General features: G+C 51.3%; 15 protein-coding genes. 1 reads left to right on the forward strand and 14 read right to left on the reverse strand.

What is annotated here, in order from left to right:
* Positions 1–76 precede the first annotated feature (76 nt).
* Positions 77–280, forward strand: a complete 204-nt coding sequence (gene tatE, locus FC814_RS09480; RefSeq protein ID WP_000503931.1) for a twin-arginine translocase subunit TatE — start codon at positions 77–79, stop codon at positions 278–280.
* Between the two features lie 98 nt (positions 281–378).
* Here tatE and lipA read toward each other — a convergent pair whose 3' ends face one another.
* The 14 genes from lipA to leuS all read right to left on the reverse strand — a co-directional run bounded on the left by lipA (position 379) and on the right by leuS (position 14,900).
* Positions 379–1,344 (reverse strand): lipoyl synthase, encoded by a 966-nt coding sequence (gene lipA / locus FC814_RS09485; RefSeq protein ID WP_000042625.1) that lies wholly within the window; start codon positions 1,342–1,344, stop codon positions 379–381.
* 410 nt (positions 1,345–1,754) lie between these two features.
* On the reverse strand, positions 1,755–2,396 hold the full coding sequence (gene lipB, locus FC814_RS09490; protein ID WP_137325867.1) for a lipoyl(octanoyl) transferase LipB: 642 nt from the start codon (positions 2,394–2,396) through the stop codon (positions 1,755–1,757).
* A gap of 101 nt (positions 2,397–2,497) precedes the next feature.
* The gene (ybeD, locus tag FC814_RS09495) at positions 2,498–2,761 is read right to left on the reverse strand and encodes a DUF493 family protein YbeD (RefSeq protein WP_000850550.1); all 264 of its coding nucleotides are present in this window, start codon (positions 2,759–2,761) and stop codon (positions 2,498–2,500) included.
* 108 nt (positions 2,762–2,869) lie between these two features.
* A complete protein-coding gene (gene dacA, locus FC814_RS09500; RefSeq protein ID WP_001092444.1) occupies positions 2,870–4,081 on the reverse strand; it encodes a D-alanyl-D-alanine carboxypeptidase DacA in 1,212 nt (403 codons plus the stop codon).
* A gap of 139 nt (positions 4,082–4,220) precedes the next feature.
* A complete protein-coding gene (rlpA, locus tag FC814_RS09505; protein ID WP_137325868.1) occupies positions 4,221–5,309 on the reverse strand; it encodes an endolytic peptidoglycan transglycosylase RlpA in 1,089 nt (362 codons plus the stop codon).
* Between the two features lie 10 nt (positions 5,310–5,319).
* Complete coding sequence (gene mrdB / locus FC814_RS09510; RefSeq protein WP_000131717.1) at positions 5,320–6,432, reverse strand: peptidoglycan glycosyltransferase MrdB; 1,113 nt, start codon at positions 6,430–6,432, stop codon at positions 5,320–5,322.
* Positions 6,433–6,434: 2 nt separating this feature from the next.
* The gene (mrdA, locus tag FC814_RS09515; protein ID WP_000776207.1) at positions 6,435–8,336 is read right to left on the reverse strand and encodes a peptidoglycan DD-transpeptidase MrdA; all 1,902 of its coding nucleotides are present in this window, start codon (positions 8,334–8,336) and stop codon (positions 6,435–6,437) included.
* Positions 8,337–8,366: 30 nt separating this feature from the next.
* Complete coding sequence (rlmH, locus tag FC814_RS09520) at positions 8,367–8,834, reverse strand: 23S rRNA (pseudouridine(1915)-N(3))-methyltransferase RlmH (RefSeq protein ID WP_000776104.1); 468 nt, start codon at positions 8,832–8,834, stop codon at positions 8,367–8,369.
* Between the two features lie 3 nt (positions 8,835–8,837).
* On the reverse strand, positions 8,838–9,155 hold the full coding sequence (rsfS, locus tag FC814_RS09525; protein WP_001161665.1) for a ribosome silencing factor: 318 nt from the start codon (positions 9,153–9,155) through the stop codon (positions 8,838–8,840).
* A gap of 260 nt (positions 9,156–9,415) precedes the next feature.
* Positions 9,416–10,027: an adenosylcobalamin/alpha-ribazole phosphatase gene (locus tag FC814_RS09535; RefSeq protein ID WP_137325873.1), complete on the reverse strand. Its 612-nt coding sequence runs from the start codon at positions 10,025–10,027 to the stop codon at positions 9,416–9,418.
* A 23-nt stretch (positions 10,028–10,050) separates the two neighbouring features.
* Complete coding sequence (gene nadD / locus FC814_RS09540; protein ID WP_024165169.1) at positions 10,051–10,692, reverse strand: nicotinate-nucleotide adenylyltransferase; 642 nt, start codon at positions 10,690–10,692, stop codon at positions 10,051–10,053.
* Between the two features lies 1 nt (position 10,693).
* Positions 10,694–11,725: a DNA polymerase III subunit delta gene (gene holA / locus FC814_RS09545; protein WP_000620515.1), complete on the reverse strand. Its 1,032-nt coding sequence runs from the start codon at positions 11,723–11,725 to the stop codon at positions 10,694–10,696.
* Positions 11,725–12,303: an LPS assembly lipoprotein LptE gene (gene lptE / locus FC814_RS09550; RefSeq protein ID WP_001269667.1), complete on the reverse strand. Its 579-nt coding sequence runs from the start codon at positions 12,301–12,303 to the stop codon at positions 11,725–11,727. Before lptE ends, holA begins: the two co-directional genes overlap by 1 nt.
* 14 nt (positions 12,304–12,317) lie before the next feature.
* Positions 12,318–14,900, reverse strand: a complete 2,583-nt coding sequence (gene leuS / locus FC814_RS09555) for a leucine--tRNA ligase (RefSeq protein ID WP_010346551.1) — start codon at positions 14,898–14,900, stop codon at positions 12,318–12,320.
* Positions 14,901–15,124 lie beyond the last annotated feature (224 nt).

Genomic DNA, 15,124 nt, shown 5'->3' on the forward strand with positions numbered 1-15,124 from the left:
GCGCGTCGAATGACCGTTAATATTCTCTGGTTTTTAAGGCGCGTTCTGTTGCCGGTTTTATGTCAAGAAGGTATCTATGGGTGAGATTAGTATTACCAAACTGCTGGTCGTTGCGGCACTGGTCGTTCTGCTGTTTGGGACTAAGAAGTTACGTACGCTGGGCGGAGACCTTGGAGCGGCTATCAAAGGATTCAAGAAAGCGATGAATGATGACGATGCTGCGGCGAAGAAAGGCGCAGACGTTGATCTTCAGGCTGAAAAGCTCTCTCATAAAGAGTGACGTGGCGAGCAGGACGCTCCCTCTATATCTTGTTCGATAAAAAAACCCGCTTCAGATAGCGGGTTTTTATCAGACAGATGTAAGTAATTATTACGGGATTACTTAACTTCCATCCCTTTCGCCTGCAAATCAGCGTGGTAGGAAGAACGGACAAACGGACCACATGCAGCATGGGTAAAGCCCATCGCCAGTGCCTCGGCTTTCATTTCGTCGAACTCATCCGGGCTAACGTAACGTTGAACTGGCAGGTGATGGCGGCTTGGCTGCAAATATTGCCCCAGCGTTAACATGGTCACACCATGACGACGCAGATCTCGCATCACTTCAATAATTTCTTCATTGGTTTCGCCCAGACCCACCATTAAACCCGATTTGGTCGGGATTTCCGGATGCGCTTCTTTAAAGCGTTCTAAAAGTTTCAGCGACCAGTTGTAATCCGCGCCTGGGCGTACCTGACGGTAAATACGCGGCACGTTTTCCAGGTTGTGGTTGAACACGTCTGGCGGCGTGGCGGTCAGAATATCCAGCGCGCGATCCATACGACCACGGAAATCCGGCACCAGAGTTTCAATTTTGATTTCCGGGCTTTTTTCCCGAATGGCAGTAATGCAATCCGCAAAGTGCTGGGCACCGCCATCGCGCAGGTCGTCACGGTCAACGGAGGTGATAACCACATAACGCAGTGCCATATCGGCAATGGTCTGCGCCAGTTTCACCGGCTCATTGGCATCCGGAGCTACCGGGCGACCGTGGGCAACGTCACAGAACGGACAACGGCGGGTACAAATAGCGCCGAGGATCATAAACGTTGCTGTACCGTGGTTGAAGCATTCTGCCAGGTTAGGGCAGGAGGCTTCCTCGCAGACAGAATGCAGGCCATTTTTGCGCATTGCGGCTTTGATGCCCTGGATACGTGTAGAGTCTGCAGGAAGCTTGATTTTCATCCATTCCGGCTTGCGCAGCAGGGCTTCGCGCTCTGTTGCCACGTTTTTAACCGGGATAAGGGCCATCTTATCGGCATCGCGGTATTTTACACCGCGTTCCATCACAATGGGTTTACTCATAGCGTGCGTGTTCCAGTTGCGAATTACGAAGGAAAGCGTTCAACTCAATAGATTGTTGTAATTATCAACTATTTTTGAATTAACGACTGGCAGTATATCATTGAAACGGTCCAGAAAGCAGCCAAAGCGGTCGCGAAAATGTAAAATTGTTGTTGGTTTGTGCCATTTTGTCGTTTGTCTCTGTGATCTGGCTGTAACAATAATTTTTTCAAATGACGTTGTCGGTAACATCAATCACTCATGAAGTCTGAGCACGCTGGATGAATGTGTTGTAATAGACAGCAAAATCCATTTGCCCCTCATTTAATGCTGAAAAGAGCTATTTCTCCAGAGGCCTGCAACGGTTAAAGAGGACATAAATGTGGGCATGAGTAATGACCCAGTACAAGTTGGGTCATTTATGAGCGTCGTTAAGCAGATATATATTCTACGGCAGGATTATTTAGCAGGGCTAAAGTATTTCTCAGCAAGCGTGGCGCAACATTGTCGGTTGTTGCATCAGGTCTCCATTGCGATATTTTAGCCATTTCCATTCCCGCATACCCACAAGGGTTAATGCGTAAAAATGGCGAAAGATCCATATTGACGTTTAATGCCAGGCCGTGGAATGAACAACCGCGACGAATACGTAAGCCGAGCGAGCAAATTTTCTTTTCCCCGACATAGACACCCGGAGCATCTGCACGAGGATGTGCATCAATATCCAGTTCAGCCAGGGTATTTACAACCGTTTGTTCGAGTAAGGTCACCAACTCACGCACACCCAGTTTGCGGCGTTTAAGATTAAACAAAACGTACATTACCTGCTGACCTGGGCCGTGATAAGTCACCTGACCGCCACGGTCGCTCTGGATCACCGGAATATCACCCGGCATTAAAATATGCTCCGCTTTTCCTGCTTGTCCCTGCGTGAATACCGGATAGTGCTCGACCAGCCAGATCTCATCAAGGGTACTTTCATCGCGGGTATCGGTGAATTCATGCATAGCCTGGGAGATTGGCTCGTAAGGCTGAAGACCGAGCTGGCGGACAAGAATTTTATCCTGATACAAAACGGCATCTCCGTGGAGAATGAGTAAAAGTGGAGAAAAAGTATATCACAGAGGAGGGAGGGGAGTTACCCGACCAGGAGGCCGGGTAATGGTAAAGCGAGTTACAGAACCATGCGGACAATATCGATTTTGCCCAGTTCTTCATACAGTGTTTCAACCTGCTCGATATGAGTGGCGTTGATAGTGATAGATACCGAGTGGTAGTTGCCTTTGCTGCTTGGTTTTACCGTTGGGGTGTAGTCACCTGGCGCATGGCGCTGTACCACTTCAACCACCTGATCAACCAGCTCAGGTAACGCCTGCCCCATAACTTTGTAAGTAAAAGGAGTAGGGAATTCAAGCAGTTCGTTAAGTTTGGTTTTCATGTCAGCTCCGGCGTAACGTAATTAAATAGCAACTCCCGCCAGAAGGCGGGAGTTTTTACTGATGCTTAGTATATGGGGGCGGAAATCACACTTTCAAGTGTTCAATTTTTAACCAAACCAGTGATGGAACATTAATTTAATGTAATCAATGATTTTGCCGAAGAAGTTGCCTTCCGGGATTTCCTGCAACACCACCAGCGGACGTTGCTCAATGGTTTTACCGTCAAGCTGGAAGTTAATAGTACCAACGACCTGATTCTTTTGCAGCGGCGCATGAAGCTCACTGCTGTTCAGCACGTAGCTGGCTTTCAGGTCTTTCATGCGGCCACGTGGGATGGTCAGGTAAACGTCTTTATCAACACCTAACGAAGCGCGATCAGAATCACCAAACCAAACCGGTTCAGAGGCGAACTCTTTGCCTACTTTCAGCGGGTTAACGGTTTCGAAGAAACGGAAGCCCCAGGTCAGCAGTTTTTTACTTTCGGCTTCACGGCCTTTGAAAGTGCGTCCGCCCATGACTGCGGAGATCAGACGCATCTGACCTTCTGTCGCAGAAGCAACAAGGTTGTAACCTGCCTTGTCAGTATGACCGGTTTTGATACCGTCAACATTCAGGCTGTTATCCCACAGCAGGCCGTTACGGTTGAGCTGACGAATACCGTTAAAGGTGAACTCTTTCTCTTTATAGATAGAGTATTCATTTGGTACGTCACGAATCAGCGCCTGACCGATCAGCGCCATATCTCGTGCAGAGCTGTACTGACCGTCAGCGTCGAGACCGTGTACGGTCTGGAAATGGGTATTTTTCAGACCCAGCGCGTTAACGTAGCTGTTCATCAGGCCAACAAAAGCATCCTGACTACCGGCGGCAAAGTCTGCCATAGCAACACAAGCATCGTTACCGGATTGCAGGTTAATACCACGGATAAGCTGCGAAACTGGAACCTGCATACCCGGTTTGAGGAACATCAGCGAAGAACCTTTAAACACCGGGTTACCGGTAGCCCAGGCGTCGTTGCCGATGGTCACTAAATCAGTTTCTTTAAATTTACCGGCTTTCATTGCCTGGCCGATAACGTAGCTGGTCATCATTTTGGTCAGGCTGGCAGGATCGCGGCGGACATCTGCGTTCTGTTCGGCGAGCACTTTGCCGGAGTTATAGTCGATCAGGATGTAGGACTCCGCGTCGATCTGCGGTACACCCGGGATCATAGTTTTGATATTCAGGTCATCGGCATGTGCAGCAGAGATAAAGGCTGTGCAAAGAGCCGTGGTGAGCGCCAGGCGCTTCATGATACGAGCGGAAGAAATGGTATTCATGGTCTGAACTACGACATCCGTGATGGAATTAAAAAAAGTGCCCTACTATAGCAAATGCACTACCGACAGGCATCTGACTTTCCGCGTGACTTTGTTAACGTCATTTACAGAAATTGACACTTCAGTTGCCTGCTTTACGCTATTGCGCGGTGGTAATAAATGACTGTAATTGGGCTTCGGTTTGTAAACGTTGCTGCAAGGTACTGGCTTCGGCTTTGCTGGCAAATGGGCCAAGCTGGATCCGCCAGACTGCGCCGTTTTGGGTCACTCGACCGGGGACGCCGAACTTCTGTCCTAACTGCTGTTGATACTGTTGAGCGCGAGCCTGATCGCTAACAGCACCGACTTGCACCATAAAGTTACCGCTGGCATTTTGCGAAGCAGCTTGCGGTGTCACCATTGCAGGTGTTGTTGCAGGCGTTGAAGCCGGTGCTGTGACCACTGGCTGTGGTGTCGGCGTCGGTTCACTGCCTTCCAGTACACCAGGCGCTAAGGTGGTTGGTGCGCCGAGGAAACCGCTGCTGGTGACAGGCGCGCCGGTCGGATCTTCACTTTTCAGCGTCGAATTGCTGACCGGAAGAATATCACCCTGCGGGCCAGATACTGAATTTGTTCCCGCTCCGCCGCTTAAGTCGGGGGGCGCTGGCAGGGCATAAGTCTGTTTGGCGACAGTGGTACAAGCCATGCCTGGACCAGAAAGAGAACCATCCTGGGCGACGATAATCGGATCGATACGAACTTTGGTGTTGTTCGAGGTGTTAAGACGGTCGGCTGCCGCGCGGGAAAGTGAAATTACGCGATCGTTGCCGTAGGGACCACGATCGTTAATGCGCACCACAATCATCCGACCATTAGCCAGGTTCGTGATTCGCGCGTAGCTGGGGATCGGCAGAGTCGGATGTGCCGCTGTTAGCTGCATCGGATCGAACGCTTCACCTGAGGCCGTCAGATTGCTGCCCGGTTCGGCATCATAAATAGCCGCCAGGCCAGCCTGACTAAAGCGTGAGGGATCCTGCACGATTTTGTAGCTTTTGCCATCGCGTTGGTAATCCTGATTCGCTGTCGCGTTCAGTGGTTCGAAACGCGGTTCTGCCCCGCCAATCTCAACTATTGGGCTGTTACATACCGCAGGCTGCGGTATACTTACCGTCTGTTGCTGACCATCATCGCTTGTACATGCCGCGAGCATTCCTGCCGCGATGCAGATCACGAGCCACTGCTTACGCATTGCGCACCTCTTACACGCTTTTCGACAACATTTTCCTGTGGGTGTGGATTGACATTACAATCCCAAACCCAGCCATCAGCACAATTAGCGCCGATCCTCCATAACTGACCAGTGGGAGCGGAACCCCTACAACCGGCAGAATACCGCTTACCATACCAATATTTACGAAGACATAAACGAATAATATCAGCATTAAGCCGCCAGCCATGACGCGACCAAAAGTGGTTTGCGCTCTGGCGGCTATCCACAGCCCGCGCATAATCAGCAGAATATAGAGAGCGAGCAGAATCAAAATGCCCACTAATCCCAGCTCTTCCGCCAGTACTGCGAAGATAAAGTCGGTATGGCGTTCGGGCAGAAATTCAAGCTGTGACTGAGTGCCGTGCAGCCAGCCTTTGCCGCGTAATCCGCCGGAGCCAATAGCTATTTTAGACTGAATAATGTGATAGCCCGCGCCAAGAGGGTCTGATTCTGGGTCGAGGAGCATCATTACGCGCTGGCGCTGGTAATCATGCATCAGGAAGAACCACAGAATCGGAATGAACGCTGCTACCAGCACCACTGCAACGCCGATCAGGCGCCAGCTAAGGCCAGAGAGGAACAGTACGAACAGACCGGAAAGCGCAACGAGAATTGACGTCCCCAGGTCAGGCTGCGCTGCGACCAGCAGCGTGGGCATAAATATCAGCACCAGGGCGATGGCGGTATTTTTTAACGACGGAGGACAAACGTCGCGGTTGATAAAGCGTGCCACCATCAGCGGCACAGCTATTTTGGCAATTTCCGACGGCTGGAAACGAACGATACCGAGATCCAGCCAGCGTTGAGCACCTTTGGAGATGGCGCCAAAGGCATCTACTGCTACCAGCAAAATAATACAGATGATATAGAGATAGGGCGCCCAGCCCTCATAAACGCGCGGAGGGATTTGCGCCATTACCACCATAATGACCAGACCCATTGCGATCTGACCGATTTTACGCTCCATCATGCCGATATCCTGGCCGCTGGCACTCCAGATTACCAGAGCACTGTAGACCAGCAATGCCAGTAAAATCAGCAGCATCGTGGGATCAAGATGAACTTTATCCCAGAATGTTTTTTTATTCGGATTATCCGTCATGATTAATGGTCCTCCGCTGCGGTAACCGCTGGGTTTTCCGCAGGCAGATCGGTGTTGTTATCGCCCAGCATAATGTGGTCGAGGATCTGGCGCATCAGCGTACCGACCGCCGGACCCGCGCCGCCGTTCTCCAGAATCATGGCGACAGCCACTTGCGGATTGTTATACGGCGCAAAGGCGGTCATTAATTTGTGGTCACGCAGACGCTCAGCAATTTTGTGCGCATTATAGGTTTCGTTCGCTTTCAGACCGAATACCTGAGCCGTACCAGATTTCGCCGCAATTTTGTACGGTGCGCTGGCAAAGTATTTATGCGCCGTACCGTTAGGGCGGTTAGCAACCCCGTACATACCGTCTTTCGCCAGCTCCCAGTAACCGGAATGAATATCGCCAACTGGCGGTTCATGCGGTTGTACCCATGGCACCTGTTTGCCGTCTTCGGCGGTGCTCATCAGCAAATGCGGAACTTTCACGACACCGTCATTAATCAGGATCATCAGTGCTTTACTCATCTGGATTGGGGTCGCTGTCCAGTAACCCTGACCGATACCGACCGGAATGGTGTCACCCTGATACCACGGTTTTTTAAAGCGTTTCTGTTTCCATTCGCGGGTAGGCATGTTGCCGGAACGTTCTTCTGCCAGGTCGATACCGGTGTAATGGCCATAACCGAATTTACCCATCCATTCGGAAAGACGATCGATCCCCATATCGTAGGCCACCTGATAGAAGAAGGTATCCGCAGATTCTTCCAGCGATCTTGTGACATTCAGGCGTCCATGACCCCATTTTTTCCAGTCACGGTAACGTTTTTCCGAACCAGGCAGCTGCCACCAGCCTGGGTCAAACAGCGTAGTATTGCGCGTGATCACCCCAGCACTTAATGCTGAAACTGCTACATAAGGTTTAACCGTAGACGCCGGTGGATAAACCCCCTGTGTGGCTCGGTTCACCAGCGGTGTGTTCGGGTCGTTCAGCAATGCGGAATAATCTTTGCTGGATATACCGTCAACAAACAAGTTTGGGTCATAGCTTGGCGTGGAAACCAGCGCCAGCACACCACCTGTGCGCGGATCGGTGACTACCACAGCCGCGCGGCTGCCTGCCAGTAGTGTTTCAATATACTGCTGGAGTTTGAGATCTATCGTCAGGTAAATATCGTGCCCGGCTTGTGGCGGTACTTCTTTTAACTGGCGGATGACGCGACCACGGTTGTTAACTTCAACCTCTTCATAACCGGTCTGACCGTGCAACACATCTTCATAGTAACGCTCAATGCCTAGCTTACCGATATCATGCGTTGCCGCATAATTGGCTAGTTTGCCGTCATTATTCAGGCGTTCGACATCTTTATCGTTGATTTTCGACACATAGCCGATGACGTGGGTCAGCGCCGAACCGTAAGGATAGTAACGGCGTTTATAGCCTTTAACTTCGACACCCGGAAAACGGTACTGATTGACGGCAAAGCGAGCTACTTGTACTTCGGTCAGGTTAGTTTTCACTGGAATCGAGGTGAAACGGTGTGAACGTGCGCGCTCTTTTCTGAATGCAGCGATATCATCATCGGTCAGATCGACCACGCTGCGCAAAGCGTCCAGCGTTTGCTGCACGTTATCGACTTTCTCCGGCATCATCTCTACCTGATAGATAGTGCGGTTGAGTGCCAGAGGGATGCCGTTACGATCGTAGATAATGCCGCGACTGGGGGCGATAGGCACCAGTTTGATGCGGTTTTCATTAGAACGGGTCTGATAATCGGTAAAACGAACAATTTGCAGATTATACAGGTTGGCGATAAGCACGCCGGTCAGCAGCAAAATTCCCAAAAAGGCGACCAGTGCCCGGCGCACAAACAGTGCGGACTCTGCCGTATAGTCGCGAAAAGAGTTCTGTAGTTTCATCCGCTGCGTTTTCTACTCAAAGCTTTCTTATCACTCACGGTGATAAGGATGGTTGGTGGTAATGCTCCACGCCCGGTACAGACTCTCTGCGACCAGTACGCGAACCAGCGGATGGGGGAGGGTCAGCGCGGAAAGCGACCAGCTTTGTTCTGCCGCTGCTTTACAGGCAGGTGATAACCCTTCAGGCCCGCCAATAAGCAGGCTGACGTCGCGGCCATCAAGCTTCCATCGTTCCAGTTCAGCGGCTAACTGCGGTGTGTCCCAGGGCTTGCCTGGAATGTCGAGGGTGACAATGCGGTTTTTGCCTGCGGCTGCCAGCATCTGCTCACCCTCTTTGTCGAGTATGCGCTTGATGTCCGCGTTCTTGCCGCGTTTCCCGGCCGGAATTTCAATCAGCTCAAAAGGCATATCTTTCGGAAAACGACGCAGGTACTCGGTAAAACCGGTTTGTACCCAGTCCGGCATTTTCGTTCCCACGGCCACAAGTTGCAGCTTCACACATTAACTCCAGAGTTTTTCCAGTTCATACAGGCGACGGCTCTCTTCCTGCATGACATGGACAATAACTTCGCCCAAATCAACGACAATCCAGTCGGCGCTGTTTTCACCTTCTACGCCGAGCGGCAATAGACCAGCAGCACGAGACTCCTGCACAACGTGGTCAGCAATGGACATAACATGACGGCTGGACGTACCCGTACAGATGATCATGCAGTCGGTGATGCTGGATTTGCCCTGAACGTCTAAGGCGATGATGTCCTGACCTTTGAGGTCATCAATTTTGTCGATAACAAAATCCTGGAGTGCTTTACCCTGCAAGTTTTCCCCCTGGGTGAATTAAAAAGATAAAAAACGGTCTGCCAGTATACCTGAACCAGAGGCGATTTCGGGACAATTGTCGCCGAATCGGCTTTCGAAAGTGGGCTATCATCCCACCCTGCGCCGCAGATTGCATCGCCATTTTTGTAAAACAATTTCTACAAAGTCGTGTTTAGCGGAAAAAGTCCGGCTGCGGAGAATATCAGCCTGTCCGGGGCTGTCAATGGGCGCTGCACCTTACATGCAAAAAAACAGAAAAGTCATGCATCCCTGTGCCATATAGCACGGCTACTGAGGACACGTAGAGTTGCGAATGCGTCATTGATTTCAATGGCGCTCCAGCAGCCCTGGTCTACACGAAAATGCCACATCGCCCCGGCTGGCATACCAAGTAAGCGTGCAATTAACAGACTCAACACGCCCTGATGGCTGATGACTAATATATTTTTGTGGTGCTGATATTCAACAAATCCGGCAATAAACCTTTCTACCCGTTGCGAAAACGCCTGAAAACCTTCGCCGTTAGTTGGGACGGCATACTGCCAGTCATTGCACCATGCGCTATAGTTTTCGGCATCTTCTTGCATCAAATCGCGATGATGCCGCATCTCCCAGTCACCAAAAAACATTTCATTAAGCTCAGGGACGGTTTGTACAGGGAGCTGGCGGTCACTGAGAACCAGCCGCGCGGTATGCTGCGCGCGTTCCAGCTCACTACATAAAACCATATCGAAGGGAACATCACGCAACAGGGTATTCAGGCTTTGAGCTTGCTCGATACCGCGTGCAGTCAGTGGCGTCGGCGCATGACCGCTGTACAATCCATCGACATTTGCCTGCGTTTCGCCGTGACGAATTAACCACAGTCGCATCATTCCCTCCGTGATGACAGGTATCAGCGATACAAGCCTTGTTGGTTAATGTAGGTCAATACCGATTCCGGTAACAAATCTTCACATGATTCGCCGTTTTGCAAGCGTTCGCGGATGATGGTCGCCGAGATGTTAAACCACGGCGTTTCAGCGAGGTAAATTTTACCGGCAGACTGAAGGTGCAGATCTTCTGGATTATGCGTCAAATGATCTTCCAGCCACTGCTGGTATTGTGGTTGCGCCATTTCAAGCGGGTAACCGGGACGCCGACAGACAATTAAATGCGCATTGTCGAGAATTGTTTCGTATTCGTACCAGGTGGGAAAAGTCAGCAGTGAATCCTGACCAATAATAAACGCCAGTGGCACATCGTCACCTTGTTCCTGTCGCCACTCTTTGAGTGTTTGCGCAGTGTAAGAGGGGGCATTGCGCTTTAACTCACGTTCATCAAGGGTAAACAGTGGTTTGTCGGCAATAGCCAGTTCAAGCATGTGTTTTCGCTGCGCGCTGTTTGCTTCCGGCTGTGGACGATGCGGAGGAACATTGTTAGGGATGATAGTCACTTGCGTCAGACCAATCAGATTCGCCAGCGTTTCCACGGGTTTAAGATGACCATAGTGCACCGGATCGAAGGTGCCGCCAAACAGAGCCTGTAAAGATTTCATATCAACCATCGATAAATACGTCTGCCAGTGGTTTATGGCACAACAGAAGAGATAATCCCTCCAGATCTGCCCAAACCGACTGGCCGTAATCTTGTTTGAGGGTGAGTTCCGTTCGTGTGAGAAGTTGCACGGCCTGACGTAACTGCGGCTGGCTTAAGCGATTTAATGCCTCGCCCATCATGCCCCGCCGGTTCTGCCAAACGCGATGCTTATCAAACAACGCGCGTAACGGCATATGGGCAGACTGACGTTTCAAATTAACCAGTAACAACAGTTCACGTTGTAATGTGCGCAACAAAATAACCGGCTCGCTGCCTTCCAGACGCAGTTGCTGAAGAATGTGCAATGCGCGCTTGCTTTTGCCCATCAACAAAGCATCGACCCAATGAAAAGGGGTGAAATGCGCGGCATCATTCACTGCCTGCTCAACGCGCGGTAATGTCAGTTTGCCGTCCGGCCAGAGAAGCGATAAACGCTCCAGCGCCTGTGCCAGCGCCAGCAGGTTACCTTCATAACAATAGCAGAGCATCTGATTTGCAGCGTCATCCAGTTCTAAGTTGAGCTGTTTTGCACGCGCAGCAACCCAGCGAGGAAGCTGAGCCTGCTCCGGTGTCTGACAGGTTACCTGCACGCTTCGATTAGCAAGAGCAGTAAACCAGGCAGCATTTTCCTGCGCTTTGCTTAATTTATTGCCGCGCACGATCAGCAGCAAATCGTCATGCAGCAGTCCGGTCAGTGTCAGAAGTTGGTCATTGATCGCCGCATTTGGTCCGTTTTCTGGTAACAGCAGCAATAGCGTTTGTCGACTGGCGAACAGGCTCATGGCCTGGCATAGCGAAAATATCGCATTCCAGTCGGTGTTGGGATCAATGGAAAAAGTGTGGTGTTCTGCAAATCCTTGTGCTGCAGCTACCTGACGAACAGCGTCCTGGCTTTCCTGCAACAACAGAGGATCGTTACCAAGCAAAAGATACGCCGCGCGCAGCCCTTCATTGAGCTGCGCGCGGAGTTGTTCCGGGTACAACCGAATCATCAGTTACCCAGCGTAGTAGAGACGCGTGCAGGCGTTGCTGCAGTATCCGTTGTTTTCGACGTATCTTCGTCGGAACGGATATCCGCAGCGCGGATGCTTGGCAGCTTACGTATCAGCTGTTCGGCAGCACGGTCGTACATCTCTTGAATGATCATGCTTTGCTCATTATCTTTCGCTAACGCCATTTGCGGGTTATCGAAGAACGAACGGAAGACTTTGGCGCTAATCGGGTAGATGTCACGGCCAGGGATCAATACTGACGCGCTGACAGTCATCACCATTTGATATTCAGCGGTTTGACCATTACGGAAAACTGAAGCGGTATCCTGGGAGATTGATACAGCACCCAAACGCAGGGATGGAACATCCTTACGCGTGGTTTCTTTATCAAGCAACTCAACACCGTTCAGACGCAACTGATTACGCACCGCACGGCTTAACGGCCCGTTCGGGTCGCCAGAGTCCAGGATCATGACCTTCATAGTGGAAGGAACCTGCGTGGTATCACGCAGATGCCAGCCACACCCGGCGGTGATTAACACCGCCAGAGATAACAACAATGTTGCCAGATATCGCACGCTTCCTCCCGCGCTTAGCCAACGACCAGATTGAGGAGTTTACCCGGTACGTAAATCACTTTACGCACGGTAACGCCATCAAGATATTTTGCTACCAGATGTTCCTGGCCAGCACGTTCGCGAACCTGTTCTTCCGTTGCATCTACCGGAACGGTGATTTTGGCACGGACTTTACCGTTAACCTGCACCACCACCAGAGTGGAATCTTCCACCATCGCTTTCTCGTCTGCAACCGGCCACGGCGCGTTGTCGATATCACCTTCACCTTTCAGTTCCTGCCACAGCGTGAAGCAGATGTGCGGCGTGAACGGGTTAAGCATACGAACAACGGCCAGCAGGGCTTCCTGCATCAGCGCGCGATCCTGCTCACCATCGGTCGGTGCTTTTGCCAGTTTATTCATCAGCTCCATTATCGCCGCAATTGCAGTGTTAAAGGTCTGACGACGACCGATATCATCGGTCACTTTAGCGATAGTTTTATGAACATCACGACGCAGAGCTTTCTGATCTTCAGTCAGTGCGTCAACGTTCAGCGCCGCAACATCACCTTTCGCAGTGTGCTCGTACACCAGTTTCCAGACACGTTTCAGGAAGCGGTTAGCCCCTTCAACGCCGGACTCCTGCCATTCGAGAGTCATATCCGCCGGAGAAGCGAACATCATAAACAGACGAACGGTGTCCGCGCCGTAACGTTCAACCATCACCTGCGGGTCGATACCGTTGTTCTTCGACTTGGACATTTTGCTCATGCCGGTATACACCAGTTCATGGCCTGCCGCGTCTTTCGCTTTCACGATACGGCCTTTCTCGTCGCGCTCAACGATAGCATCAACCGGGGAAACCCAGTTACGTTCGCCGTTTTCGCCTACATAGTAGAAGGCATCTGCCAGCACCATACCCTGACACAGCAGCTGTTTCGCTGGCTCGTCAGAGTTCACCATGCCTGCATCACGCATCAGTTTGTGGAAGAAGCGGAAGTAGAGCAGGTGCATGATGGCGTGTTCGATACCACCAATGTAGATATCTACCGGCAGCCAGTAGTTAGCTGCTTTGGAATCCAGCATACCCTCTTTGTACTCCGGGCAAGTGTAGCGCGCATAGTACCAGGAGGACTCCATAAAGGTGTCGAAAGTATCGGTTTCACGCAGTGCCGGCATACCGTTAACGGTGGTTTTCGCCCACTCAGGATCTGCTTTGATCGGGCTGGTAATACCATCCATTACCACATCTTCCGGCAGGATCACCGGCAACTGGTCGTCCGGAGTAGGCATCACAGTGCCGTCCTCCAGCGTCACCATCGGAATCGGTGCGCCCCAGTAACGCTGACGGGAAACACCCCAGTCGCGCAGGCGATAGTTTACTTTACGCTCGCCAACGCCCATTGCCGTCAATTTGTCGGCAATGGCGTTAAAGGCCGCTTCATGGTCAAGACCGTTGAACTCACCAGAGTTGAACAGCACGCCTTTTTCAGTCAGGGCTTGCTGAGAAAGATCTGGCTCAGAGCCGTCAGCAGCCAGGATCACCGGTTTGATGTTCAGGCCGTATTTAGAGGCAAACTCGTAGTCGCGCTGGTCGTGACCCGGAACCGCCATGACTGCGCCAGTGCCGTACTCCATCAATACGAAGTTTGCTGCCCAAACCGGAATTTCTTCGCCCGTTAATGGGTGAACCGCTTTAAAGCCGGTATCGACACCTTTTTTCTCCATTGTCGCCATTTCAGCTTCGGCAACTTTGGTGTTACGGCATTCGTCGATAAAGGACGCCAGTTCAGGATTATTTTCTGCCGCTTTCTGTGCCAGCGGATGACCCGCCGCTACCGCCAGATAAGTACAACCCATAAAGGTGTCCGGGCGGGTAGTGTAAACGGTCAGCGTGTTGTCATAGTCGTTAACGTTGAAGGTGATTTCCACGCCTTCGGAACGACCGATCCAGTTACGCTGCATGGTTTTAACGGTGTCTGGCCAGTGATCCAGTTTATCCAGATCGTTGAGCAGTTCGTCAGCGTAAGCGGTGATTTTGATAAACCACTGCGGGATCTCTTTACGCTCAACTTTGGTATCGCAGCGCCAGCAGCAGCCGTCGATAACCTGTTCGTTCGCCAGTACGGTCTGGTCGTTCGGACACCAGTTGACCGCAGAAGTCTTCTTATATACCAGGCCTTTTTTATACAGCTCGGTGAAGAATTTCTGTTCCCAACGGTAGTATTCCGGCGTACAGGTTGCCAGCTCGCGGCTCCAGTCATAACCAAAGCCCAGCATTTTGAGCTGGTTTTTCATATACGCGATGTTGTCATACGTCCACGGTGCTGGCGCGGTGTTGTTTTTCACTGCTGCGCCTTCCGCAGGCAGACCAAACGCGTCCCAGCCGATCGGCTGCAGGACGTTTTTGCCCAGCATACGCTGGTAGCGGGCGATCACGTCACCGATGGTGTAGTTACGTACGTGGCCCATGTGTAGTCGACCAGAAGGATAGGGAAGCATAGACAGGCAGTAATACTTCTCTTTGCTCTCGTCTTCGGTTACTTCAAATGTGCGCTTCTCATCCCAGTGAAGCTGTACTTTGGATTCTATCTCTTCCGGGCGGTATTGCTCTTGCATGGCAGCCAGTGGTCCTGTTTTCAATACGGCTACAAATGTAGCGTTGAGGTGGTTTTTCAGATCCGCATAGCATAGCCCAAACGTCCGCGTCAAAACAGCCTTTCGCGCACTCGACGTTGAAATGATGCCCGGATTATTCATACATTAATTTACAGAGTTTGTGGGCGTATTAGCAAAGCAAGGAACAAAGAACGTCTATTATTATAGTCAGTTAACGACCCGGG

The sequence above is a fragment of the Escherichia sp. MR genome (genome assembly GCF_005280595.1).
Taxonomy (GTDB): domain Bacteria; phylum Pseudomonadota; class Gammaproteobacteria; order Enterobacterales; family Enterobacteriaceae; genus Escherichia; species Escherichia ruysiae.

What these genes read in the sequence shown, in the direction of transcription:
- dacA (WP_001092444.1), bottom strand. Translation starts at nt 4,081, where the DNA reads ATGAATACCATTTCTTCCGCTCGTATCATGAAGCGCCTGGCGCTCACC.
- lipA (WP_000042625.1), bottom strand. Translation starts at nt 1,344, where the DNA reads ATGAGTAAACCCATTGTGATGGAACGCGGTGTAAAATACCGCGATGCC.
- mrdA (WP_000776207.1), bottom strand. Translation starts at nt 8,336, where the DNA reads ATGAAACTACAGAACTCTTTTCGCGACTATACGGCAGAGTCCGCACTG.
- leuS (WP_010346551.1), bottom strand. Translation starts at nt 14,900, where the DNA reads ATGCAAGAGCAATACCGCCCGGAAGAGATAGAATCCAAAGTACAGCTT.
- rlpA (WP_137325868.1), bottom strand. Translation starts at nt 5,309, where the DNA reads ATGCGTAAGCAGTGGCTCGTGATCTGCATCGCGGCAGGAATGCTCGCG.
- tatE (WP_000503931.1), top strand. Translation starts at nt 77, where the DNA reads ATGGGTGAGATTAGTATTACCAAACTGCTGGTCGTTGCGGCACTGGTC.
- ybeD (WP_000850550.1), bottom strand. Translation starts at nt 2,761, where the DNA reads ATGAAAACCAAACTTAACGAACTGCTTGAATTCCCTACTCCTTTTACT.
- holA (WP_000620515.1), bottom strand. Translation starts at nt 11,725, where the DNA reads ATGATTCGGTTGTACCCGGAACAACTCCGCGCGCAGCTCAATGAAGGG.
- nadD (WP_024165169.1), bottom strand. Translation starts at nt 10,692, where the DNA reads ATGAAATCTTTACAGGCTCTGTTTGGCGGCACCTTCGATCCGGTGCAC.
- mrdB (WP_000131717.1), bottom strand. Translation starts at nt 6,432, where the DNA reads ATGACGGATAATCCGAATAAAAAAACATTCTGGGATAAAGTTCATCTT.
- FC814_RS09535 (WP_137325873.1), bottom strand. Translation starts at nt 10,027, where the DNA reads ATGCGACTGTGGTTAATTCGTCACGGCGAAACGCAGGCAAATGTCGAT.